Source organism: Halomonas sp. TH-94 (assembly GCF_057473365.1).
The window spans coordinates 194476-218000 of record NZ_JBYCKL010000034.1; the positions used below are offsets into that span (position 1 = coordinate 194476).

Annotated in this window: 30 protein-coding genes and 1 tRNA gene; 27 read left to right on the plus strand and 4 right to left on the minus strand. The window is 60.7% G+C overall.

Annotated elements, in window-relative coordinates:
- Nucleotides 1–521 precede the first annotated feature (521 nt).
- From AC2VNO_RS06705 to AC2VNO_RS06790, 18 genes are all read left to right on the plus strand, one after another.
- Complete coding sequence (locus AC2VNO_RS06705) at nt 522–839, plus strand: response regulator transcription factor (RefSeq protein ID WP_486933402.1); 318 nt, start codon at nt 522–524, stop codon at nt 837–839.
- 3 nt (nt 840–842) lie between these two features.
- Nucleotides 843–1055, plus strand: coding sequence for a hypothetical protein (locus AC2VNO_RS06710; RefSeq protein WP_486933403.1), 213 nt, complete (start codon nt 843–845; stop codon nt 1053–1055).
- Between the two features lie 10 nt (nt 1056–1065).
- Entirely contained in the window at nt 1066–1413 is a 348-nt protein-coding gene (locus tag AC2VNO_RS06715) for a hypothetical protein (RefSeq protein WP_486933404.1), read from the plus strand.
- Nucleotides 1410–1871, plus strand: a complete 462-nt coding sequence (locus AC2VNO_RS06720) for a hypothetical protein (protein WP_486933405.1) — start codon at nt 1410–1412, stop codon at nt 1869–1871. The genes AC2VNO_RS06715 and AC2VNO_RS06720 overlap by 4 nt, the downstream gene beginning before the upstream one ends.
- Nucleotides 1868–2188, plus strand: a complete 321-nt coding sequence (locus AC2VNO_RS06725; protein ID WP_486933406.1) for a hypothetical protein — start codon at nt 1868–1870, stop codon at nt 2186–2188. The genes AC2VNO_RS06720 and AC2VNO_RS06725 overlap by 4 nt, the downstream gene beginning before the upstream one ends.
- 10 nt (nt 2189–2198) lie before the next feature.
- Nucleotides 2199–2510 (plus strand): hypothetical protein, encoded by a 312-nt coding sequence (locus tag AC2VNO_RS06730; protein WP_486933407.1) that lies wholly within the window; start codon nt 2199–2201, stop codon nt 2508–2510.
- Between the two features lies 1 nt (nt 2511).
- A complete protein-coding gene (locus AC2VNO_RS06735; RefSeq protein ID WP_486933408.1) occupies nt 2512–2814 on the plus strand; it encodes a hypothetical protein in 303 nt (100 codons plus the stop codon).
- A gap of 2 nt (nt 2815–2816) precedes the next feature.
- Nucleotides 2817–3755: a recombination-associated protein RdgC gene (locus AC2VNO_RS06740; protein ID WP_486933409.1), complete on the plus strand. Its 939-nt coding sequence runs from the start codon at nt 2817–2819 to the stop codon at nt 3753–3755.
- Nucleotides 3752–4498, plus strand: coding sequence for a hypothetical protein (locus tag AC2VNO_RS06745; protein WP_486933410.1), 747 nt, complete (start codon nt 3752–3754; stop codon nt 4496–4498). The genes AC2VNO_RS06740 and AC2VNO_RS06745 overlap by 4 nt, the downstream gene beginning before the upstream one ends.
- A gap of 242 nt (nt 4499–4740) precedes the next feature.
- A complete protein-coding gene (locus AC2VNO_RS06750) occupies nt 4741–5169 on the plus strand; it encodes a hypothetical protein (protein ID WP_486933438.1) in 429 nt (142 codons plus the stop codon).
- A 5-nt stretch (nt 5170–5174) separates the two neighbouring features.
- On the plus strand, nt 5175–6521 hold the full coding sequence (locus tag AC2VNO_RS06755; RefSeq protein ID WP_486933436.1) for a DNA cytosine methyltransferase: 1347 nt from the start codon (nt 5175–5177) through the stop codon (nt 6519–6521).
- Entirely contained in the window at nt 6518–6778 is a 261-nt protein-coding gene (locus AC2VNO_RS06760) for a hypothetical protein (RefSeq protein WP_486933411.1), read from the plus strand. Before AC2VNO_RS06755 ends, AC2VNO_RS06760 begins: the two co-directional genes overlap by 4 nt.
- Nucleotides 6775–7119 carry a Lar family restriction alleviation protein gene (locus AC2VNO_RS06765; protein WP_486933412.1) on the plus strand — a complete coding sequence of 115 codons (345 nt, stop codon included), beginning with the start codon at nt 6775–6777 and terminating at the stop codon, nt 7117–7119. Before AC2VNO_RS06760 ends, AC2VNO_RS06765 begins: the two co-directional genes overlap by 4 nt.
- The gene (locus tag AC2VNO_RS06770; RefSeq protein WP_486933413.1) at nt 7116–7637 is read left to right on the plus strand and encodes a hypothetical protein; all 522 of its coding nucleotides are present in this window, start codon (nt 7116–7118) and stop codon (nt 7635–7637) included. The genes AC2VNO_RS06765 and AC2VNO_RS06770 overlap by 4 nt, the downstream gene beginning before the upstream one ends.
- A 1-nt stretch (nt 7638) precedes the next feature.
- Nucleotides 7639–7863, plus strand: coding sequence for a DUF4224 domain-containing protein (locus tag AC2VNO_RS06775; protein ID WP_486933414.1), 225 nt, complete (start codon nt 7639–7641; stop codon nt 7861–7863).
- Nucleotides 7860–8870: a tyrosine-type recombinase/integrase gene (locus AC2VNO_RS06780; protein ID WP_486933415.1), complete on the plus strand. Its 1011-nt coding sequence runs from the start codon at nt 7860–7862 to the stop codon at nt 8868–8870. The genes AC2VNO_RS06775 and AC2VNO_RS06780 overlap by 4 nt, the downstream gene beginning before the upstream one ends.
- Nucleotides 8871–9006: 136 nt before the next feature.
- Nucleotides 9007–9080: transfer RNA gene (locus tag AC2VNO_RS06785), tRNA-Gly, on the plus strand.
- A gap of 145 nt (nt 9081–9225) precedes the next feature.
- On the plus strand, nt 9226–10563 hold the full coding sequence (locus tag AC2VNO_RS06790) for a tyrosine-type recombinase/integrase (protein ID WP_486933416.1): 1338 nt from the start codon (nt 9226–9228) through the stop codon (nt 10561–10563).
- Between the two features lie 242 nt (nt 10564–10805).
- On the opposite strand, the gene AC2VNO_RS06795 is transcribed toward AC2VNO_RS06790, so the two are convergent.
- The gene (locus AC2VNO_RS06795; protein ID WP_486933417.1) at nt 10806–11015 is read right to left on the minus strand and encodes a hypothetical protein; all 210 of its coding nucleotides are present in this window, start codon (nt 11013–11015) and stop codon (nt 10806–10808) included.
- On the opposite strand from AC2VNO_RS06795, the gene AC2VNO_RS06800 reads away from it, so the two are divergent.
- The 3 genes from AC2VNO_RS06800 to AC2VNO_RS06810 all read left to right on the plus strand — a co-directional run bounded on the left by AC2VNO_RS06800 (nt 10947) and on the right by AC2VNO_RS06810 (nt 13313).
- Complete coding sequence (locus tag AC2VNO_RS06800) at nt 10947–11411, plus strand: KilA-N domain-containing protein (protein ID WP_486933437.1); 465 nt, start codon at nt 10947–10949, stop codon at nt 11409–11411. The genes AC2VNO_RS06795 and AC2VNO_RS06800 overlap by 69 nt on opposite strands.
- A gap of 359 nt (nt 11412–11770) precedes the next feature.
- A complete protein-coding gene (rnhA, locus tag AC2VNO_RS06805; RefSeq protein WP_486933418.1) occupies nt 11771–12349 on the plus strand; it encodes a ribonuclease HI in 579 nt (192 codons plus the stop codon).
- 388 nt (nt 12350–12737) lie between these two features.
- Nucleotides 12738–13313: a recombinase family protein gene (locus AC2VNO_RS06810; protein WP_486933419.1), complete on the plus strand. Its 576-nt coding sequence runs from the start codon at nt 12738–12740 to the stop codon at nt 13311–13313.
- 294 nt (nt 13314–13607) lie between these two features.
- On the opposite strand, the gene AC2VNO_RS06815 is transcribed toward AC2VNO_RS06810, so the two are convergent.
- Nucleotides 13608–14180, minus strand: coding sequence for a hypothetical protein (locus tag AC2VNO_RS06815; RefSeq protein ID WP_486933420.1), 573 nt, complete (start codon nt 14178–14180; stop codon nt 13608–13610).
- Nucleotides 14181–14532: 352 nt separating this feature from the next.
- On the opposite strand from AC2VNO_RS06815, the gene AC2VNO_RS06820 reads away from it, so the two are divergent.
- The 4 genes from AC2VNO_RS06820 to putP all read left to right on the plus strand — a co-directional run bounded on the left by AC2VNO_RS06820 (nt 14533) and on the right by putP (nt 20669).
- The gene (locus tag AC2VNO_RS06820) at nt 14533–14907 is read left to right on the plus strand and encodes a hypothetical protein (RefSeq protein ID WP_228576019.1); all 375 of its coding nucleotides are present in this window, start codon (nt 14533–14535) and stop codon (nt 14905–14907) included.
- A gap of 57 nt (nt 14908–14964) precedes the next feature.
- Complete coding sequence (locus AC2VNO_RS06825; protein WP_486933421.1) at nt 14965–15774, plus strand: helix-turn-helix domain-containing protein; 810 nt, start codon at nt 14965–14967, stop codon at nt 15772–15774.
- Between the two features lie 179 nt (nt 15775–15953).
- Complete coding sequence (putA, locus tag AC2VNO_RS06830; protein ID WP_486933422.1) at nt 15954–19148, plus strand: bifunctional proline dehydrogenase/L-glutamate gamma-semialdehyde dehydrogenase PutA; 3195 nt, start codon at nt 15954–15956, stop codon at nt 19146–19148.
- 42 nt (nt 19149–19190) lie between these two features.
- Nucleotides 19191–20669: a sodium/proline symporter PutP gene (gene putP, locus AC2VNO_RS06835; protein ID WP_486933423.1), complete on the plus strand. Its 1479-nt coding sequence runs from the start codon at nt 19191–19193 to the stop codon at nt 20667–20669.
- Between the two features lie 73 nt (nt 20670–20742).
- Here putP and AC2VNO_RS06840 read toward each other — a convergent pair whose 3' ends face one another.
- Nucleotides 20743–21042, minus strand: a complete 300-nt coding sequence (locus tag AC2VNO_RS06840) for a hypothetical protein (protein ID WP_486933424.1) — start codon at nt 21040–21042, stop codon at nt 20743–20745.
- Between the two features lie 261 nt (nt 21043–21303).
- Between AC2VNO_RS06840 and AC2VNO_RS06845 the strand changes: the two genes are divergently transcribed.
- Nucleotides 21304–21909 (plus strand): OmpW/AlkL family protein, encoded by a 606-nt coding sequence (locus AC2VNO_RS06845; RefSeq protein ID WP_486933425.1) that lies wholly within the window; start codon nt 21304–21306, stop codon nt 21907–21909.
- A 207-nt stretch (nt 21910–22116) separates the two neighbouring features.
- A complete protein-coding gene (locus tag AC2VNO_RS06850) occupies nt 22117–22749 on the plus strand; it encodes an OmpW/AlkL family protein (RefSeq protein ID WP_486933426.1) in 633 nt (210 codons plus the stop codon).
- A 74-nt stretch (nt 22750–22823) separates the two neighbouring features.
- On the opposite strand, the gene AC2VNO_RS06855 is transcribed toward AC2VNO_RS06850, so the two are convergent.
- Complete coding sequence (locus AC2VNO_RS06855) at nt 22824–23156, minus strand: YqcC family protein (protein WP_486933427.1); 333 nt, start codon at nt 23154–23156, stop codon at nt 22824–22826.
- Nucleotides 23157–23525 lie beyond the last annotated feature (369 nt).

The following is a 23525-nucleotide window of genomic DNA, read 5'->3' on the forward strand; positions in this document are numbered from 1 at the left end:
CCAGCACGGGCTTGCATAAATCGAAAACTGTGGAGAATGGGTGATGAGCCAACCGTCCACACGAGGCAGATCATGAAGCGAATAGCGCGAGCAACTGGCGTTTTTTTGACCAACAGCACACCTTGCCCAACAAGTACCATGACCGAGCCCCTGAGGGGTGGCCAAACCTACTCTTCCATTATACTGTATTGATATACAGGGAACGGCCATGGGGCAAAGAAAAATGACGACTGAACAGCAGCGCATCGCGGACAGCAAAACCTCCTCACAACTGTCCGAGCAGGCTGACAATACCCAGCATCAGCTTCATCCTGCACAGGGCGCTTCGGAGGCCGTGCGTAGGGCGCTCGCCAGCTGCGCAGATAACGCTTCCTACGTTGATCTCCCGCCATCCCACTGAGCATCCTTATTCCAAGAACCGGCCACGCGCCGGTTTTTTTGCGTCTACTTTTTACGCCTCTTGCTTGACTTAGTACGTGCATCTACGTATTTTCGTATAAAACACGTATCGAGGCACAGCCATGAGCCTGACAAAACGCCAACAGCAAGTCGTCTCTCTGCTCGCCCAGGGCAACACAGCCGAGCAGTGCGGAGAGGCCATGCACCGCTCAGTCGCGACTGTACGTAGACACATCATTCTTGCCTGCGACCGTGTCGGCGCTCGCAACGCCGCCCACCTGGTCGCCAAGGCCATCAGCGCCGGCTGGATCAATCCGGTTCCCGTCATGGTGCTGACGCTGGCGCTCGGCGTGGTGTTCGCCAGCGGCGACGACCAACTGCGCAATACCGCCCGTATCCGTATCCAGCGCACCCAAACCCAACTGCGTCGGGAGGTGTAAGCCATGGCTGTTACCACCGTCGAGCAGGCCCTCTCCCAGATGGCCGACGAACTCAAGGGGCCGCGCATGGCCACCCTCGCCCGCCAGGCGCTGAGCCAGAAAGGCGACCTACAGGTGCTGCTCACCGTGCGCAGTGCCAAGCAAGGGGCCGTCGTCTCCATGGAAGCCCGCGACTGCATCGTAAAGACGTTCGGCACCTTCATTCGCCTGCGCTGAGGAGCACGACATGACCGAGATCAAGCACACCACCGAGCGGCGCCAGCCCAGCGCCATCGTCGAGCAGCTGCGGGCGCGGGTGGCCTACCTCGAGGCGCGACTGATGAGATACGCCGCCGCAGAAGGACACGCCGCCATGTTTGAGTTCGTCGAGGAAGCAGAAGCGCTCATTGGTCGTTATCCGTTCCTCTACGTGGAACTGGCGAGGACCAGAACAACCGACTGGGTGGCCTGGCTGAAGGAAAAGCCTGACTCAGAAGCGCCGCTCGCAGCGGGTCAAGGGCTGTCTGCTGATGAAGCCTGTTCATGGGCGCTCTCGGATCTGCGCAAAAAGCAAGCCCAGGAGCCCCGCTCATGATCTGGCTTATCGGTATCACCGCCTACCTGTCTCTGCTCGCCTTCGTCTTCGCCGCCTGCAAAGTCGCCGGCGACTACGACCGCGACTTCCTGGGGGATGACGACATGTACCGAGAGGCGGGCAAATACGACCACGGCACCGTCTTCACCTACCCGGTGCGCGACCTGGTGCCCGCCTGGCGTAAACACGCCGAGCGGCACGGCATCACCGATCTGGAAACCCAACTGCTGGCGAGCGAGGCCGTACACGGCTCGCCGAGGGCCGGCTATCGCCCCGCCTTCTACGTGCCGAGCACCGGGGAGCTGGTGGTGATCATCGCCGCCGAGCCGCACTGGACCGAGGCGCAGGCCATCGGTTGGCTGAGCTGGATGCTTGAGCAACTGCACAACAACGGCAGCGTCACCCTCTACCCACGCAATCACGCCAACCTGGCGTCAGCACAGGGAGCCACCGCATGACACCGCGCAGCGTATTCACCACCGCCCTGGCCATCACCACCGTGGCCGCACTGATCGCCGCTATCGGCTGGGTCACCCGCATGGACGCCAAGATCGAGCAGGTAAGCCACCAGCAGTACTGCAAGGACGCCGCCATCTGGGCTGCCGAAGAGGCCCGCGGCGTGCCGCTCAATGAGCGTGCCGGCCAGCCCGACTACGAGAACAAGGCCGCCGAGCAGTGCCCCGGCATGCGCCCGGCCCTGCCGGCCTACCAGGTCGCCAGCCCCAGCGCGTTTCCTGCCAGCCACCAGCCCCAGCGCCAGCTGGGCCAGTTCTGAGGAGGTCGAGATGAGCTTCCGTGTTTACGGCATGACTGAGAGTGAAGCGTTCCGCATGGCTTGGAGACTCACCCCCCCCAAGCCGGACGAGCCGGCGTCGGAATGGGAAGAGCGCGTCAAGCAGCGAGCCGACAAGATCCTCGACAGCAAGCGTCAGGCGCCCATATCGCCGATCTACGACGCACCGCAGTTCTGCCGGGAGTTCATTGCATTCGCTCAACGCGCCGGAAGGTGCCGAGGGCTGCACATCAGGCGCCCTGTGAAGGTTCAGGTAACACGTCGCGGCAAGCCCGTTGAGACAACCGTTTGGCAGGAGTGCTGATATGAATTTTCAAGAAGCGTTCGCCGAGATGGCGGAGAAGGTTGAATCCGGCGCCGTCAGTGATGATGCCGCCAAGGTGCTGATCCTCGCACAGGAGCACTTCAACCATCGGCGCGACCAACTGCAAACAGTGCTGACACATAAGGACACGGTCATTCGCTTCGGTGATGACGAAGATGCCCCGCAGTTTGAGCAAGGCACGGACCTTCACAAGGGTTTCATCACAGGCATCGAGATAGCGCTTTGGTACATGGGTGAGTTCCCAGTCCGGATTACCGACCGGGACAGCGCGGAGGAGGAATAATCATGTGGTTCAAGAATCTTTACCTTTACCGCCTGCACGCCCAGCCCCAGCTCGATGCCGGGGCTCTTGAAGCGGCCCTGTTCGAGAATGGCGCTCGCTCGATCGGCACCCAGGAAGCGCGCCGCGTCGGCTGGACTTTTCCAACTGGAATCGTTGGCGAGCCACTGCACCACGACCTGCAAGGTCACCGGCTGCTCACCATGCTACGCCAGGAGCGCATCCTGCCCGCCTCGGTAGTTCGCGAGGAAGTCGAAGAGCGTGCCGCCGAGATCGAGCAGCGCGAATGCCGCAAGCTGCGCCGTCAGGAAAAGCAGGAGCTCAAGGTGCAGGTCTACGAGGAGCTGCTGCCTCAGTCGCACATCAAGCGCCAGCGCATCGACGTGTGGTGGGACACCACCCGCAGCCTCATCGCCATCAACACGTCCAGCCGCAAGCGTGCCGAGGAAGTGCTCGACCTGCTGCGCGAGACGCTGGGCAGCCTGAAGGTCACGCCGCTGGCTACCCAGACCCTACCCATGCGCGCCATGACGCAGTGGCTCACCGACGACGCCAGCCGCCCCGCCCCGCTGCTACTGGGCGACAAGGTGGAGCTCGAGGACAAGTATGACGACGGCGTAGTGCGTGGCCGCCAGGTGGACCTCGACAGCGACGACATGCAGCAGCTGCTCGCCACCGGCCGCCAGGCCAGCCAGCTCGCCCTAGAGATCGAAGGGCAAATGAGCTTCGTGCTCCACGACGACCTGGCCATCAAGGGAATCCGGTTCGCTGACGCCCTGATCGACGAGGCCAGCGAAACCGAGGACGACGGCGACGCCGTAGTGCGCCTCGAGGCCGACTTCCTGCTCATGACCCGAGCCCTGGGCGCCAGCATCGACTCGCTTATCAGCTGGATGGGTGGCGAGGCGAACCACCACAACCTTACTGAAGGATCTCACCAATGACTCAGCAAACACTCGAGCAGCTTCTCCACCAGCAGATCTCCACCTTCGTCCAGAGCGACAAGCCTAAGGAGATCATCGACGAGCACGTCGAGAAGATGTTCAAGAGCGTGATCGACAACGCCTTCCGCACCTATGGCGACATGGGCAAGGCCGTCGAGGAAGCCATCAAGGCCGCCATGCCCGGCAACATCGACGACATGATGGGACTCACTCGCTACAACAACCTGGTCGCAAACGCGATCCGCGAGAAGTGGGAAGGCTCCGGCGTCGCAGCCGACATGGTACGCCGCGCACAGGAGAGCGTCGAAGAGGTCCTAAAGGACTTCGAAATTCCCGAAGCGATCAGCCTCAAGGAGCTGCTCGAGGCGTTCATTGAGGACCATGCCGAAGAGGCCACGGAGAACGGCTGGGAGTGTCCCAGAGTGGTTTGCGAGGAAGAGGGCTCCTTCTTCCACCTCTACTTCGATAAGGATCCTGATGATGCCTCGCGGTATTCCACCCGCAGCAAATACGCACTCGACAATAACTTGGCGGCCCGAATAGAGGTCGACAACGACCCGAACCATGGTGGCTACCAAGTAGCCCGGGTTTATGCCGCCAAGCTCGACGGCGACGTGATGGGCAAGCGTATGGGCGTCTGGCGCAGCAAGTACGACAAGCTCGTCATCGCCCTCTACTACGGCGAGGCCAAGCTGATCCTCGACTGCGATCCCGACGACTTCTCCTACCCCGGCTACGACTAACACTCTCGGTCGCTCTGCCCTCAGCAGAGCCTCGCCCACCGGTATCGCTGGCCTGTGCCAGGTGGACAACGAGCCAAACGCCAGCAGCTGGTGACGGCCCGCCCTGCAGCCGGGCGCCAGCACCCCTTCAGTTCCCTGCGTAAGAACTCCCGGCCTACGGGCCGGGCTTTTTCCCAGGGCAGCGGTGAGCCCGCCACGGCGGCCTGACCAGTGACCTGGCAAGACGAGACGAGGAGTGGCAAATGGCACGCAAGCGGAGAGCCTGGCCCCGGGCCGAACTGGATCGACTCGAGCAGTTGATCAATGCCGGGCTTACTTACGCCCAGGTTGGCGAGGCCCTGGGACGCGGCCAGCTCGAAGTGCAAGGTGCTGCTCAGCGTATCGGCCTGATGACGCCAGAGCGCCGCGGCTGGAGGAAGCGTCAGGACTGGCCAGTGATCGACCGGATGCTGACCGACTGCATCGAAGCCCAGCTGATGACCGTACCCCAGGCGCAGCGCCAGCTTGCCGCCAAGGGGATCACCGTCAGCACCACCTCGCTCTATAACCGCCTTGCCGACCTGCCTCGTCACGTGCGCGCCAGGGCCAAGAAAAACAGCCAGAACCGCAAGGCGGCAACATGCGCACGCATGCGCCAGCGGCAAGAAATCAAGCGGAGGAAGAGCGCGTGACCAACATGAACCTGTTCGGCCCTGAAGGCCTGGTCGATAACTTCGCCGGGGGTGGTGGGGCCAGCGAGGGCATTGAGCAGGCGCTTGGCAGACCGGTAAACCTGGCTATCAACCACGACTCCATTGCGATGGCAGTTCACTATGCCAATCATCCTGACAGCGAGCATGCCATCGGTGATGTTTGGGACGTCGATCCCGAAGAGGCCGTTCATGGCATGCCGGTGGGGCTCGGCTGGTTCTCTCCCGATTGCCGGGACCATTCCAAGGCCAAAGGCGGCCGCCCTGTCTCGAAGTCCGTTCGTGGCCTCGCCTGGGTCATGTCCCGCTGGGCAGCCAAGACCAAGTTTCGCGTCGGGGTGCTTGAGAACGTCGAGGAGTTCCTCGATTGGGGGCCTTTAATCAAAGGGCCAGACGGGAAAACGCGGCGCGACCCGGCACGCAAGGGGCAGACATTCAGAGGTTTCGTTCGAGCGATGAAGCGTCACGGTTATCAGGTCGATTGGCGCATCTTGCGTGCCTGCGATTATGGCGCGCCGACTATTCGGCAACGCCTTTTCCTGATCGCCAGGCGAGATGGGCTGCCAATCGTCTGGCCGGCACCCACTCATGGCGACCCCGCCTCGTTGGCAGTGAGACGTGGCCGCCTCAAGCCATGGCGGCAAGCCGCTGAGTGTGTCGATTGGAGCATCCCATGCCCCAGTATCTTCGACCGCAAGAAGCCCTTGGCTGATGCCACCCTGGCTCGCATTGCCAACGGCGTGGTGCGATTCGTGATTAAGGCAAAAGACCCCTTCATTGCCCCGGTACCGGCGGGACCGGGTAGTCAGTCCGGCAAGGTTGCCGCCTTCGTTGCAAAGCACTACACCGGTGTGATCGGTGACGACCTGCGCAACCCCCTGCCGACCATCACTGCCACCGACCACAATGGCCTCGTTACCGTATCACTGGTGCCGGCCGCCCAAGTCAGCGGAAAGAAACCAGCCTTGGTCGCAGCCTTCCTGGCGCCCTATTACGGCAGCGGGTCAGGTGAGACAGGGCGGGATCTGCGTAAGCCGGTGCCGACCATTACCACTACCGACCGCTTTCAGTTGGTCACTGTGACGATCGACGGCGAGAGCTACGCCATCACCGACATCGGCACGCGCATGTTCCAGCCGCATGAGCTGGCCAAGGCCCAGGGCTTCCCCGACCACTACCAGTTTGCCGAGATCGACGGCAAGCCGCTGGCAAAGCGGCACCAGGTGCGCCTAATCGGCAACAGCGTATGCCCACCGCTGGCCCGCGCCATCGTCGAGGCGAACTTCGCCCACGAGTGCCGGTACATGGCGCCAGCAGAGAGGGCCGTGGCATGAACTACTGCCCCACCTGCTGGCCTGCCGACCTGGGCGAACACGAAGGCGGCCGCTGCCTCGACTGCGGTACCCGGATCCTCGCCGCCACGCCAGAGAAACAGATCGACCTGCTGCTCGAGCAGAACGAAGCGCTGACCCTGGCCCTGCAGCAGGCCATGGAAGCCCTGGGCGCCAGCGAGCTCAAGCAGACACACCGCCCAGCCCTGCGCCTGGTTCACAGCGCCAGCAAGAAGAACGACAAGGAGCCGAGATCATGAGCAAACTGAAACCCTGTCCCTTCTGCGGAGGTAAGGCCGAATTCGAGCGCTTGGGTGATCGGCGACAAAGCTGCATCGTCGCATGCACCGAATGCGGCGGCAGGCACGAATCAGGCGACGAGGGCGACAGGAACGGCGACTCATGGAATGCCCGCCACACCCCAGATGGTTGGCAGTGCGTGCCGGTGGAGCCGACCGAGGAGATGGTCGAGGCGGCCTGCGAAGAAGAGCGTGATGAAGAAAGGAATTGGGAGCGGGCTACTGCTCGATGGGACTGGCGCATGATGCTAGAGGCCGCACCCAAGCCAGAGGGAGAAAACAGCGAGGAGCCCACCGAGTGACCAAGCCCACCCACACCCACCGTGCCCAGGGCGGGCGCTACGGCCAGGTCACCACCTACTGTGGCTCTGGCCCCCTTGAGGGCCAGCAGCTGGTGGTTTACCAGGATCTCGACCGTGTTACGGAAAGCCTGACCACCATGGACGACTGGCAGGCCAACTGGCGCCCGATCGCTCCGGATGATTGCCCGGTATGCCTGGGCACCGGTACCGACCAGATCAAGGGCAACAAGGCCAAGCCCTGCGGCGGCTGCTACGGGCTGGGCAAGGTGCGGGCCGACGGCGAGACGCCGGCGGATCTCTGGGAGCTGGCCGACGTGGCGCTGGGGATCATCAAGAAGCAGCGGCGAGAGCTGGAGACGCTCAGGCAGGTGCGAGAGCTGCCGGAAGTGGCGGCAGTGCTGCAGCAGCGCAAGCGCCAGCAAAGTGAGCGCATGACCGACAGCATCGCCGAGAGCGAGCAGAAGTGGCGGGATGAAAAGGGCCGGGGCCCGGGCGGGCGTAAGCACGTAGGAGACTGATATGGCACTAGTACTGTCTCGAAACGAACTCAAGGAGCTGACCGGCTGCGCCAGGCGCGCCACCCAGCGCCAGCAGTTGGATGCCCTGGGGATACCCTACCGGGTCGACGCCGAGGGCTGGCCCAAGGTAGACCGGCGAGCCTACGAGAGAGCCATGGGCGTCGAGGCGGCGAACGACGCCCACCACGAAGAAGCGAGCATCGATATGGGGTTCCTTGACTCATGAAGGACATGCCCAAGCGCTGGCAGCACAAGCACGGCGCCTACTACTACCTTCCCCGCCGGCACGAACGCGACATGTTCGACGGCAAGACCTGGTACCGGCTCGGCAAGACCTACAGCGAGTCGCTGCGCAAGTTCGCCGAGATCCAGGACCTGCAGATGACCGAGAAGGTGTCGAGCCTGATCGATCGCTACGAGGCCGAGATCCTGCCGACTCGAGGCGTGAGCACCCAGAACGGCTATGCCGTGGCACTGCGCCGGCTGCGCAAAGGCCTGGGGCACAACCCGGCCGGCAGCATTACCCCCAAGGTGATGTATCGCTACATGGATGCGCTGGCCAAGAAGAAAGGCATGCAGGTGGCGAACACCGACCTGAAGGTGGCCAACCAGGTGATGAACGCTGCCGTGCGCTGGGGCGCCCTGGAGCGCAACCCGCTGAAGGGCACGGTGAAGTACTACGGCCAGCGTGAGGGGCTGAAGAAGGCGCGGGATCGGTACGTCGAGGATTGGGAGCTGGCCGCCTGGCAGACCGTGGCCACGCGCCAGCAGCGGGCGTTCGCCGCCATCGTCATGCTCACCGGCATTCGGAAGAGCGACTGCCTGCGGATCATGGAAGGGCACATCACCGAGAACACGCTCACGATCCACGTCAGCAAGAACCAGCGGCCCGTGGTGTTCGAGATGACCACCGCCCTGCAGGCTGCCATCGATGAGGCCCGCGCCTGCAAGCCCACTCCCAGCCTCTACCTGCTGCCCAACCGCCGCGGCGCCTGCTACGTGCAGCCCAGCGGCATCACCCCGACATGGGACAAGAGCTGGCGGCGCAGCATGGCCAACGCCATCGAGCAAACCGACCTCGAGGAGCCGTTCACCCGGCACGACCTGCGGGCCAAGGTAGGCAGCGATGCCGACTCGGAACAGCGCGCACAGGAGCTGCTCGACCACACCAGCCCCAGCACCACGCGCCAGCACTACCGTCGAAAAAAGCGCACCATCAGGCCGGTGAAATGAGCGAAAAAGTGTCTAACGGTTTCTCGGGGGAAATAGGCAAAACAGGCACTTATCAGGGGAAAATGGACGAAAAAATTAGACAAGTATACTTAGCTTGCACGGCCTAGCATGTTGAGATTACTATCGATTTTGCCCTGCGGGTGTAGCTCAATGGCAGAGCAGAAGCTTCCCAAGCTTAAGACGAGGGTTCGATTCCCTTCACCCGCTCCAGTAGCCACCTAAGCCGTTGATACACAAGGTTTTCCCTACTAATCATGGGGTTAGGTGCTACAGGAATGGCTACAGAAGTGGCTACACTTCTCCCCCGCTCCGCTGTATGCTCCGCGATCTTCCACAAGCGCACCGGAGCATCACCATGGCCAGAGGCAAGCCAGCCGACTCCCGACACCTTCGCATGAGAGGCAACGTCTGGTTCGTCCAGAAGCGGCTCTCCCCTACCCTCGCTCAGCACCTCGGCAAGAAGATGCTCCAGCAGAGTACCCAGACAGGCGACCTTGATGACGCTTGTCGGATCAGGGACCGGCTGCTGGTTGAGCTGTCGGATCTGGAAGCCTCGCTGACAGGGGAACTCTCCCAGGCGAAGCGGCGCGGCCTGTTCCTGGCTGCCCGTGAGCGGTTCACAGAGGCTGACCAGGAGCTGCGCAGTAGTGATCCTGATGGACCGTACCTGACCGAAGTGATCGAGCCGGAGAAGCTCTCAGAGATCGAACAGGACGCCTTGCGCTACATGAGCACAACCGAGACGCCGGAGACGTACAGGCTCACCCTCAAGGCTGCCCTCGAAGACTGGCTTCACTCCCCTCTCATCGAGCGGAAACACTCCACACGCTCGAAGAACAGCCATGCCGTGCAGCTCTTCCTCGACAACCTCGAGACAGAAGACGCGGCTTTAGTCACGATGACGCGCAAGCAGGTCAGGGAATTCATCACGGACCAGCTCAACATCGGCAAGACCAAGCAGACCGTGGCCAACTACCTCTCTGGCCTATCGGCCCTGTGGCGTCACGCCGAGTACACCATGGAAGAGCCGCTACCAACCGGGAACCCTTTCAAGGGGCACAGCCTCAACCCCAAGGCCACCGTGAAGAGCTACGACCAGTTTACCCGCGATGACGTCGAGGCGATCTTCAAGGCCACGGAAAGCAATGACGGCATCTTTTACCTACTGCCCCGGCTTGGCTTCTACACAGGCGCAAGGCTCGAAGAACTATGCTCACTCAAGACGAGCGACATCATCCAGCAGCAAGGCGTCTGGTGCCTGTCAGTCCGTGAGGGCAAGGGAAAGAACAGCAATGCTACGCGAGACGTCCCGCTACACCCCGCCATCAAGCCGTTGATACTGAAGCAGCTCAAGCAAGCCCAAGCGGCAGGGTCCGAGTACCTCTTTCCCGAAGCTGGTGCAACGAACCGTACCGATGGGAAGAAGGGACCGAAGTACTCCCAGTGGTTCTCTCGGCTGACCGGGAAGACGATTCCCAAGGAAGGCAGGAAGATAGGCTTTCACTCGTTTAGGACCACCGCCATCACCATCATGCTCGGAGCTGGCTTCCAAGAGCAGCTCGTGGTCTGGGTCACGGGTCATGAACGCGGGCTGACCACAGCCAGCAAGGTCTATCACCGTGGTCCGGACTTCAAGGCGAGGCTCAAAGCCGTGGAAGCGATTCAGGTCGAAGCCCTGCTCCCTCAAAGTTGAGAAAACAGATTCCACCATTCTTCCCATCACAGCCCCAGAAATTCCAAAGGGACACAACGTTGAGTCAGAAATTTAACAGCTCTGCAGCCCTCGTTATCAGCGCTCTGATCATTGCTGCTGCAATGACCTACAATTCCCATGCCGCTCGAAAAGACGCCCGTTGCAATCAGTTGATAACAGGACTTGAAAAAGTGTCCAATGGGGGGTTTGCACTGTTGATGGTCAGAGGAATCAGACTGAATTCAGAGCGTGACCAAACCTTCAAATTTCTCGAAAAATTCCATGGGATTACTATCAAGGAATGCTTGGGCCGATAACAAGCACTCATCATCGCCAACACCACCATCAAGACTGACGCCGAAGGGCGCTACTGCCTGAACGACCTGCACAAGGCTGCGGGTGGGGAAGAGAAGCACAAGCCCGCAAGGTTCACCCGCAGCGACTCCTTCCAAGGACTCCTCGCTGAGTTAGAAGGCCAGAATCGGTCTACTAGGGCTTATCGTGTGCAGCGGGGCCGGGGAATCACGGGCACCTACGTCTGCAAGGAGCTGGTCTACACCTATGCCATGTGGATCAGCCCCAAGTTCCACCTCAAGGTCGTGGAGTTCTTCGACCGTGGTCAGACCCAAGGCATCGCCGTAGCAGACCACGCTGCTGATGATCTGCTGACCAACCCACTGGCTTACTTCGAGAAGGTACTGGCACAGGCCAAGCAGATTCAGGCCGAACACGATCAAGCACGTTACCAGCAAGATCGGCGACGTTCAATTACTGGACAGTTACAGGAAAGAAGTGCAAAGCGGACTCATAAAGAAAGACATGACGCCCAGCCCAAGCATGGACCCTGAGTGACTACCTACTACTGACCATCACCACCCGTGTATACCCAAACCAGACCCACCTATAGATGCAACTTAAAGACACACCTATAGAGGGGGGTTCTATACCACATTTCTGACAATGGAACAACTGACAAAGGAAGAAATATTCCTCGCTGGTCAGGAATGTTCTGTCAGGGATAGGAATACTGGTGGTAGTGGTAACCATCACTGACCCTTGTCAGCTCAACCAAGGCTTTCCCCAAGCCACTCTTCAAGTTAACCCCAGTGACATTCTCGAAGGCGATAGACAGGCAACGGCGTATGTCCGTTCGCTGGGTCCGTTGTCTGAGGGGAGCTGTCGCCTTCGACAATGAGGACATACGATCATGCACATCATCAACCCTGTTACCCCTGCAGGTGCCACCATCACCATCTATACGGACGGCTCCTGCATCAACAACGGCTCACCCTTCGCCTTCGGTGGATGGGCAGCCATCTTGGACTACCCGCAGGAGCAACGACGCCTCAGCGGCAAGGTGGAACCGACTACCAACAACCGCATGGAGTTGACCGCTGTCATCGAAGCCTTGAAGGCCATCCGACCTGACTGGGCAGCTGCTCATACCATCGTTCACTCGGACAGCAACTATGTCGCTCGCGGCTGTAACGAGTGGCTCCAGGGATGGAAGGCCAAGGGCTGGGTCAATGCCCAGAGGAAGCCCGTGGAGAACCAAGACCTGTGGCGTGAGCTGGATGCTCTCCTCATGTGCCACTCCGTGGAGGTCCGCTGGATCAAGGCCCACAATGGTCATCCCATGAACGAGCTGGCGGACAGGATGGCCATGGCAGCAGCCTATGGGAACACCTTCGCCATGGCCCACTTCCAGCCCGGTGACACCCGCGACCACTTCGATAGATGCGGAGTCCCTGAAGGTGGTCTCTTCGGTGGTGTAGTCCCCGCCTGATTTTGTGGCACAAATCTGAGCCGACACCCACGGGTTACGCTGCAGCTCTACCCCCCCTGCCCCCCTGTCGGCCCCTTCAAGCAGCGAGGGGCACCACCTATACACATCAAAAGGAAGGGGGTGGGTAGCAGGGCTGAGCAGGACGCCCCACAGCGCCACAGGAGGCGCGTTACAGTTGGCCCATGTCATCGCCCTGCCTCTCTCCTCGCGCACGCTGAAGGGCTGTTCCTGAGCCTCCTGTGAGCGCTCCTGTCTGGCTCAGAAGGTATACCCTGTGAGCCAATCGAGGCGAAGGTCCTCCACCTTGGATCAAAGCCGTTGCTTTCTTATGAGCCACCCTGTAGATTGTGAGCCAAGCCTTATGAGCCACTAGCAGGGGAAGCCAGCCATGTCCGTCACCATCGCCTATGTCCGTGTCAGCACCGATGATCAGACCACCAACGCCCAGCGTCACGCTATCGAGAGCCGCTACAAGGTGTCCCGCTGGTTCAGCGATGAGGCGACCTCAGGAGCGATCAAGGCCAAGGACAGGGCTGGATTCGGTCAGCTCCTGAGCTACGTCAGGGAAGGCGATACGGTGGTGGTCTATGCCATCGACCGTCTAGGAAGGAACACCATCGATGTGCTGGAGACGGTCGAGGCTCTCAAGGTCAAGGGAGTGGCGGTACTCTCGATCCGTGAAGGCTTCGACCTCTCAACTCCCATGGGCAAGATGATGCTGACCATGCTGGCGGGACTCGCTGAGCTGGAGCGGTCGAACATCAAGGAGCGGCAACTGGCGGGGCTGGAGCGAGCCAGGGCTGAGGGAAAGCATCTTGGCAGAGAGAAGGTCATCGATGATAAAGCCGTTGCTCAGTGGCGTCAGGAGAACAGCGCCAGCATCAAGGCAACGGCTGATCACTTCGGCATTTCTCCTGCTTCGGTGAAGCGAGCCTGTAGGGTACTTAGAATCGAGGCACCGTAAGCCTTCCATACATTAGCGGAACAGTTACGCCAACGTAACTAAGTTATTGAAAGTATTGCTCGTGATAAAAAGTAGCCTCTTTCACGCAATCGGGAATACCAAAAATGACTATCACAATTGGCGGGTTTGAACTGGAGATGAGCTTCTATGGGGTCTTCCTGAGGGTGCCACGTCTGGTAGAGCTGGCGTGGAATCGGACGGGTTTCTACCTCGACCGTATCTGATGATGGGCTAACCAGAACAGCCCACTAGTTGAGAATGACTTACACTCTCAACAAAGGGCTTATTTATTTTTTACTTGTCTTCTTTGGGGTTCTCAGCTTCGGCCTTTGCTTGCTCAATAGCGAGCAATCTGTCAAGAGCTGTGTCATGACCGAGCAGGGCTGCTGTTCGGTAACAGCCAACCGCTTTGCCGTGATCATATGAACCTGGGGCGGCTGGATCCCCGTACTCATAGAGCCACCCCAGACAAGCGGCACTATCTGCGTGTCCCTGTCCCTGCTGATATTCGCAGAGGTCTATAAGTTGGGCGTACTCGAACTTCCCTTTCTTCCACATCTCCACTGCTATCCATGGGTCCAGTGGCTCCTCCTTGGGTTCTTCCTTGGCTGCCGGTGTCCGCCCTTGGGGTTTAGGCTTCGCCTCCGAGTGGCTCCCAAAAAAGAACCCGCCCATTGCTCCACACCAAGCCCATACCCAGGGGCTAGCAGGATCTATTACATCGGCAAAACCCAGCATCTCGACAAGAACCACCACCGGTAGGAGAAAGACTCCACCGAAGAACATACCGACTGCACCACCCACAGCAATAGAGGCCAACTTGGTCCCGCTCCGCTCTGCACATGCCACCACTGCTTTAATTGTCACCTAGGAGCCTCATTGTCGCCGAGTTAAGAAGTGACGGCCCCGCACGAATCACACAGGTAGGCTGTGCTACTCAAGACATGGACCGGATGCCATGCTTATCGGCCAGCTTCCCCTTCACTTGAGGCGATAGGTTGAGTAGCCAGAGCGGCACCCGTACAATCAGCCTTGTTGGTGGCTGCACGAGTGGCTACAGGAATGCCATCGGATGGCTACCCCCCATCAGCAACTAGTTGATTTTTAAGGCATACACCGGGTCTTGGGAGATTCCCTTCACCCGCTCCAGCCAATGTCGCAAAACCTTCGCTACCGCGACCTTGATGATTGCGCACCTCTCTTCCTGCGTGGCTTTACCATGGCTCTTTTCCTGCTCATCTTTGCCGTTTGCCTGTTCGTCATCGGCGGCATGGTGCTGATTCTGCTGTTCTCGCGAACGCCTCGCTATCGCACCGAACCGGAACAGCTGCTTGAGCTTTTCGACAAGGCCCTGGCCAACCAGGTCGGAGAGACCGAGTGGAACGTCGTGCTCAACTATCCCATTCGCCACGACGATTACCTCGATGGCGTGCGGCGTCGCGCCCAGCATGTGATGCAGGAGCACGGTCGCCCCTGGCAACTCGCTCAAGGCAAACCCCTGCTCGACAAGGCGGGGCAGGAAGAACTCAAGGTGCTGCGTGACCATCTCGCTTCCCGTCAACGGCTGCGGGAACGTCAACGCAACGAGTCGTAGCGTAGGCCGTGCATCGAGTATGGTATGCTCGACGCCAGCTACTAGCGGGAGGCCCTCATGTCCAGCGTCATTCGCCAGATTCCGCTCGATACCTCCACACAGCACCACGCCCATGACTTTCATCAGATCGTCATCGGCCTGCAGGGTCGGGCAGAATTCGAAATCGAGGGCCTGGGTGGCGCCATTTCCGCCCTTTCCGGGTGCATCGTGCCTGCCAACCATGTTCACTACTATGTCGGCCAGGGGAAAAACCGTCAGCTGATACTCGATTTGCCAGCGAATGCTCCTTCGCTCACCGGCTATCATCACGAGCTGTCGCGCCTCTTCGATGCCCCACGCTTCTTTGCCCTCGATACCCCATTGAAGTACTACCTGGACTTCCTTCTGCTCGAGCAGGAGAGCAGCCAGGGTGGACTGGGTGACGCCCAATCCGATCGCCTGGCCGCCACCTTCCTCGGCTGTCTGCACGCCAGGCTGGGAGGAGACGGCTCATCCAAACTGCGTCAGCTCGACCTGGGCAAGATCGATCGCTACATCGACCGTCACCTGGCCGCCCCGATCGCGGTGGCCGACCTGGCCGCGCAGGCCTGCCTCAGCGAAGCGCATTTCAGCAGCCGCTTTCGTCAACAGACCGGCCTCTCCCCTTGGCAGTATGTGCGCAGGCGCCGCCTTGAAGCCGCCCGACGGCTGCTCGAAGAGAGCCGCATGCCGCTATCTCAAATTGCGGTAAGCACGGGTTTTTCGCATCAGAGCGCCCTTTCACATGCATTTCGCAGCGCCTTTGGCTGTCCACCCAGCCAACTGCGTCGCGCCGTTCTGGAGCGGTCGGCCGCCGCCGCCCCAAACCGGCTACGACATACGACTTAAGTCGCAATTTCAATCCAACCGCGGCAATCTGCCACGGAATCTGCAAATTCTTCCGGATTTTTGGCAAGCAGACCCCCTAAGCCCACCCTAAAGTCAATGGTGACAACCCTCTGTCCGGGCAAGTCGCCAGGCATCTGGCGCATTGCCGTTTCAGGACGGGCGACCTTCAGGGGACTTCTATGCTCAACGCCGAAACCATGCTCAGCGCTGCCACTTGGCAGCGGGATCTCGATGCCCTGTTCTCAGGCATCAGCGAACACTATGTCGTGGACGAGGAAGCCTTCGTCCAGGAGTTGGTCAACGTACTCAGCGCCGACCCCGAGGACTTTAAGCGGATCGCCAGCAAGACCGCCGAGCTCGTGCGAGAAGTCCGCGAAATGGATACCGCCGTCGACGCCATCGACGAGCTGCTTCAGCAATACAGCCTCGATACCCATGAAGGATTGATGCTGATGTGCCTGGCCGAGGCCATGCTGCGCATTCCCGACACCGCCACTGCCGATGCCCTTATCGAGGACAAACTGGGCCCGGCCGACTGGAAGGCACACATCGGTCAAAGCGACTCCTGGCTGGTCAACGCCTCGACCTGGGGCCTGCTGATGACCGGCCGCGTGGTCACTCTCGACAAGCCACGCGACGACGGCAAGCCCACGGGCTTCATCAATCGGCTGGTCAATCGCATGGGCGAGCCGGTGATTCGTCGCGCCATGTATGAAGCAATGAAGATCATGGGCAAGCAGTTCGTGCTCGGGCGCGATATCGATGAAGCTTTGAAGCGCTCCCGCCCGCTGTTCGACAAAGGCTATACCTATTCCTATGACATGCTGGGCGAGGCGGCACGCACCCGTGTCGATGCCAAGCGCTACTTCGATGATTATGCTCGTGCCATCGAGCGGGTCGGACTGACCAGCACCAAGCTCTCCGACCGCACCCCGGCGCCTTCCGTATCGATCAAACTTTCGGCGCTGCATCCGCGCTATGAGTTCGGCCGTCGCGAGCAAATACTGCATGAGCTGGTAGACAGCGTGAAAGCGCTGGTGACCAAGGCACGCCAGCGCGACGTGGCACTTACCATCGATGCCGAAGAAGTAGACCGTTTGGAGCTGTCGCTGGAGGTGTTCCGCGCCGTCTACGAGAGCGATACCTGCAAGGGCTGGGGCCACTTCGGCCTGGTGGTGCAGGCTTACTCCAAGCGTGCCCTGCCGGTGCTGCACTACCTCAACCGCCTGGCCGAACGCCAGGGCGATGAAATTCCCGTGCGCCTGGTCAAGGGTGCCTACTGGGACAGCGAGATCAAGGAGTCGCAGCAGCTTGGAGTGGAGGGCTATCCGGTCTATACGCGCAAGGCTTCTACTGATGTCGCCTACCTGGTCTGTGCTCGCTTTCTGCTCTCCGATCAGACTCGGGGCCGTATCTTTCCGCAATTTGCCACCCATAACGCCCATACCATCAGCACTATCCTCGAGATGGCGGATGAAGCCACTCGTCCCTTCGAATTTCAGCGCCTGCACGGCATGGGTGAAGCGCTCTACGAGGCCGCACTGAAGCGCGCCCCGATGGGTACGTACTGCCGCATCTATGCCCCGGTAGGTGCTCACAAGGACCTACTGCCTTACCTGGTGCGTCGCCTGCTCGAAAACGGTGCCAACTCATCGTTCGTGCATCAGCTGGTAGACCCCAAGGTGCCGGTGGAATCGCTGTGCGTGCACCCGGTGGACACCCTGAGTCAGTACCGCACCTTCTCCAATCCGAGGATCCCTCTCCCCAAGGACATCTACGGAGAAAAACGACGCAACTCGAGGGGAGTCAACCTCAACGTGCGCAGCCATTACGAACCGTTGATGAAGGCCATGTCGGGCTTCATGCAGCGCAGCTATGAAGTCGGCCCGCTGCTCGCCTTCGAGGCCACGCGGGACCCGGCCAACGTGCACGAGGTCTTCAGTCCCTATGACCGCCGCCAGCGAGTCGGCAGCGTGCAATGGACCAGCCGCGACCAGGCATCCCGTGCCGTGGACGCCGCCTGGGCCGCTTTCCCTCGCTGGGAAGCGACGCCGGTGGCCAAGCGGGCCGCCATCATTCGCCGCCTGGGCGACTTGATGGAAGAGAACATGGCCGAACTGATGACGCTGTGCTCCCGTGAGGGCGGCAAGCTGCTCATCGACGGCGTCGACGAGATCAAGGAAGCGGTGGACTTCTGCCGCTACTACGCCATGCGCGCGGAGGAGCAGTTCGGCGAGGCGCTCGAACTGCCCGGCCCCACCGGCGAATCGAACCGTTTGATGCTGGGCGGCAAAGGAGTCTTTGCCGTCATCAGCCCATGGAATTTCCCGGTGGCGATCTTCTGCGGCCAGATGGTGGCGGCCGCAGTGGCCGGGAACAGCGTGCTGGCCAAGCCGGCCGAGCAGACATCCATCGTCGCCCATCGCGTGGTGGAGCTGCTTTACGAAGCCGGCATGCCGCGGGACGTGGTGCAGCTGCTGCCGGGTGACGGCCCCACCGTGGGTAGCGTGCTGACCTCCGACCCGCGCATTACCGGAGTGGCCTTTACAGGTGGAACCGATACCGCCCAGATCATCAATCGAGCCCTGGCCGCTCGCGAGAACGCCCCGCTGCCGGCGCTGGTCGCCGAAACCGGCGGCATGAATGCACTTATCGTCGATTCAACCGCGCTGCCGGAGCAAGTCGTCGCCGACGTGGTGCAGTCCGCTTACCAGAGCGCCGGCCAGCGTTGCAGCGCGCTGCGCGTGCTCTACCTGCAGGAGGATGTGGCCGACCGGGTCATCGAAATCCTGCGCGGCGCCATGGAAGAGCTCCACGTAGGCGACCCTCGTGACCTGGGCACCGACGTTGGCCCGGTGATCGACGAGGATGCGCGCAAAAACCTGATGGCGCATATCGAGAAGCTCAAGGCCGAGGGGCGCCTGCTGGCCGAGACCCGCCTGGACCCGGCCCATACCGCGAACGGTACTTTCGTGCCGCCCATGGCCTTTAGTATCGACGCCATCGATGCACTCGAGCGTGAGCAATTCGGTCCGATTCTGCACGTAGTGCGCTATCGGGCCAGCGAAATCGAGCAGGTGCTCGATTCGATCAACTCCAAGGGGTATGGGCTGACGTTTGGCGTACACAGCCGCAATGAATCCTTTGCCCAGCTCGTCGCACAGAGGATTCGCGTTGGCAATGTCTACATAAACCGGAATATCATCGGCGCCGTCGTAGGCGTACAGCCTTTCGGCGGCCAGGGCCTTTCCGGGACCGGACCCAAGGCAGGCGGACCGCACTACCTGCTGCGTTTCGCCACGGAAAAGACCGTGACCGTCAACACTGCCGCACTGGGCGGCAATGCATCACTGCTTGCGCTGGGAGACGAGTGACACGGCTCGTCATTGACCACAACAACATTGAAGGAACCCCCAATGGTTCAGAACAACATGGCTATCGGCTTCACCTTCGTGGTGTATCTCTTGCTGATGCTCGGCATCGGTATCGTCGCGTACAAGCGCACGACCAACCTGTCCGACTACATCCTGGGTGGGCGCTCGCTGGGCCCCTGGACTTCGGCGATTTCCGCCGGCGCGTCGGACATGTCCGGCTGGCTGCTGCTGGGTCTGCCGGGTGCGGCCTACGTCAGCGGCATCTCGGCAAGCTGGATCGCCGTGGGCCTGCTGATCGGCACCTGGCTGAACTGGCTGATCGTGGCGCGTCGCCTGCGACTCTACAGCTTCAAGGTCAGCGACGCCCTGACGCTACCGGAGTATTTCGCCAACCGCTTCCGCGACAAGTCGCAGCTGCTGCGGGTCATTTCGGCAATCTTCATCCTCATGTTCTTCCTTTTCTATACCAGCTCCGGACTGGTTGCCGGGGGCCGGCTGTTCGAAACGGTATTCGGCTATGACTACACCCTGGCCGTGACCATCGGCACCATTGCCGTGATCTCCTACACCTTCTTCGGCGGCTTCCTGGCAGTCTCCTGGACCGACCTGATCCAGGGGCTGATGATGGCCGCGGCCCTTGCCATCGTGCCGATCATCGCCTTCGGCGACCTGGGTGGCACAACCGGGGCAGCAGCGGCCCTGGCGGCGGAGAGCGAGTACATGCTCGCCTGGTTCCGCGACGCCTCCACCGGCGAGGCGCTGACCTTCATCGGTATCGTCAGCTCGCTGGCCTGGGGCCTGGGCTACTTCGGTCAGCCACACATCCTGGCGCGCTTCGCTGCCATCCGTAGCGACCGCGACATCCCTGCCGCCCGCCGTATCGCAGTGACCTGGACCGCCATCGCCCTGATCAGCTCGGTGGCCGTGGGCCTGCTCGGTGTAGGCTTCGTGCAGCGCGACCTGGCCGATGGCGAGACGGTGTTCATGGTAATGGTGAACCTGATATTCCACCCGGTGATTGCCGGCATTCTGCTCGCCGCCATTCTGGCTGCCATCATGTCGACCGCCGATTCCCAGCTGCTGGTCTCATCCTCTGCGCTGACCGATGACTTCTACAAGGCGATATTCCGCAAGGAAGCCAGCCAGACCGAGCTGGTGTGGGTCGGGCGTTTTGCGGTCATCGCCATTGCCATCGTTGCCTACCTGCTGGCGCTCAACCCGGATGCCACGGTGCTCGACCTGGTGGCCTACGCCTGGGCCGGCTTCGGTGCCGCCTTCGGTCCGGCGCTGATCATGTCGCTTTACTGGCGCCGCATGAACAAGTGGGGGGCACTGGCCGGCATCGTGACTGGTGGCGTGACCGTAGTCATCTGGGCCGAGCTGTCCGGCGGCCTCTTCGATCTGTACGAGATCGTTCCCGGCGTGATCCTGGCTTATATCGCCATCGTCGTGGCGAGCCTGGCGACAGAAGAACCGGATCTGCGCGTGACGGCCGACTTCGATACCTTCGATGAAGCGTGATCGCAGGGCATCGCCTGCTACAAGCGAAAGCCGCCCATGAGGGCGGCTTTTCTTTTCTTACCTCGTCGCTCCGTCATGACAGCCACAGCGCACGTGCCACCACTAATAACGTGAAGACGGCCAATGCGGCCAGGCTCAGCGGTGGGCTGGTGGCACGCCGCTGCCAGTGCCGCCGGAATTCGAGCCCCAGCGGCTGCATGAAGGCCGCACCCAGCGCCCACATGCCCAGCGCAATGGCCGGCAGCCGCAGCGGCATGGCCAACCCACCGATGAGATCAGGACGCAGCAAGAGCCACAGTGCCAAGCCAGCAGCCACCAGCATCGCCCCCAGCGTAAGCCACATGGGCGGGGTCTGAGCCTCAACTCTCAACATGCTCTTCCTCCTCTTTCTAAAAGGCTTAGCTGCAGCCGGCTCATTGCGCCACGATGCGGCGCAGCAAAAGCTATACAAAACTTCCCTTTTTTTATCATATTCGTGTCTTTGATATTAGCCGGACAGCGATTGCGCCCATCAATCATCGCTATCCAGTCGATAACAAAATTAAACAAGACATTTAGAAACAGTGTTCGTATAGTTAGGAAGTGTCAAGGCGCCGGGCTTTCCGGCCTTAGCCGAAACCAGGAGGTCATTGTAATGAAACCGACTCGTCTGATTCCCGTGGTTGCCCTCGCTGCCGGCTTCACCTTCGCCAGTCAGGCAGCACTGGCCTATAGCGCCGGCGATACCTTCGTGCGCGGCGGCGTCGCTCAGTCCGACGTCCGCTCGGATAACGGTCAAGCCGGTGATGCCGATTTCGATCTCGGCACCGCTCGCGGCTTCACCTTCGGCGCCGGTCATCTGCTCACCGACAATATCGGTATCGAATTGAACAGCTCCGAGAAGTTCGAACACGATATCGCTCTGGGTGGCGCCGATCTCGGCACCGTCGATCGCATGCCGGTGAACCTGCTGGTCAATTACTATCCGCTGGGCGGCTTCGATTCACGCGTGCAGCCTTACCTCGGCGCGGGTCTCAACTACACCCGCTTCTCCGGTGAACCCGAAGGCGTCGATGCGCGTCGCTCCTACGGCGCCGTGGGTCAGGTGGGGATCGATCTGGCCGTGACCGACAACTTCATGCTCAACGGCTTCGCCAACTACGCCGATGTCGATGCACGGCTCTCTGGCGATGATGGAGCCATCGGTACCGTAAAAGTGGATCCGATGACCATTGGCGGCGGCGTCACGTTCCGCTTCTAAGCGAACCTGACGGATAGTCTGCGCCGGGCCATGGGCCCGGCGTTTTCGTTGCTGAGAGCACAACCTACTAACAAATATATGAAATGCTCTTTTTGTTTCAGATAAAACTATTGCCTTGGATCAAGAATCAACCCTCAGACGCTGAGTAGACTGCATTCGTTCGATAGCAGCCCAGGGCTGCTCCTTTGAAACGACAGGAGTCGACTCATGCGCAAGCACGCTCTTCCCACGCTCGTTACTGCCGGCCTCGCTGCCACTGCCCTTCTGGCCAGCGGCCAGGCGCTCGCCTACAACCAAGGCGACTTCATCACCCGCGTGGGCGTTGCCCATGTCGACCCCAAGAGCGACAACGGCAGCCTGGTTGACGGCGCCATTGATGTCGACGTACGCAGCGACACCAACCTGGGCTTTACCCTTGGCTATCTGTTCCACGACAACTTCGGCGTCGAGCTGCTGGCCGCACTTCCGTTCAAGCACGACATTCACCTTGATGGCGAGAATGCTGCATCAACCAAGCATCTGCCGCCCACGCTGACCGTTCAGTATTACCCGCTGGGCGGCACAGGCTCACAGGTACAGCCCTATGCCGGTATCGGCCTCAACTACACGCATTTCTTCAGTGAAGAGATTGCCATCGATGGCGTCGATCTGGACTTGAGTAGCTCATGGGGCCTGGCCGGCCAGTTGGGTCTCGACGTGCGGCTGGATGACAATTGGGGCCTCAACGCCTCCGCGTGGTATATCGACATCGATACCGACGCCAGCCTGAACGGCACGGATGTGGGCAAGGTCAGCATCGACCCCTGGGTCTTCATGGCCGGTATCAGCTATCGCTTCTGAGACATCCGTTCATAGCGCAATGAGGCCCATCTTGACTCGGTGGGCCTCATTGCGTTCGAACCCACAGCTGCCCTTCAATTCTCGGTGACCAGGCGGTCGATCTCCTCCACGGCCTTGCATAGCAGCAAACGGTCGGTAGCACGGGCTCCCTGCTGGGCCAGGAAGGTATCGAGCACCGGGGCCACATCGCACTTTTCCGGCATCGGCGCCTCGGCTTCGATCAGGGCGTCGAGCCTGGCAATGAACACGAAACGCAGCCACTGCGGAAGCTCCATGGTGTCGATACAAAATGGCTGCCGACTCTCGTAAGCCTCTGGCTTGGGGGCTTCCATACGCCACATGCTGGTGGCCTTCATGGTGGCCTCGAGTCGGCGTAACGCGACATCGAGTTCTTCGTGAACGGTCATGTCAGGTTCCGGCAATGCATTTCTCCTCATTATCCAGCCAGTAGCCCCACCTGGCCAGCCGCACTGTTCACAGTTTCACTGCAAGAGCCTGTGGATAAGCTATGGAAAGCCGCCTGGGTAGCAGATAACCCGGGCCTCTGCCAGGCGTGGTCATTTATTGATCAACCGGTGAGATTCCCCACCCGCAGGTGGCTGACAACGGACCGTTCTCCACGGTAGAGTGCACGCACGAAAGGGAGCCCCCATGCAGCCGATACATACGCTTCACGATTTCTTCGTTCGAACCGGTGCCGATGTGCGTCTTTACCACATGGGTCGCCGGGTCGAACCCTGCCCACTGGAGACTCTGGCCGGCCTGGAGCAGGGGGC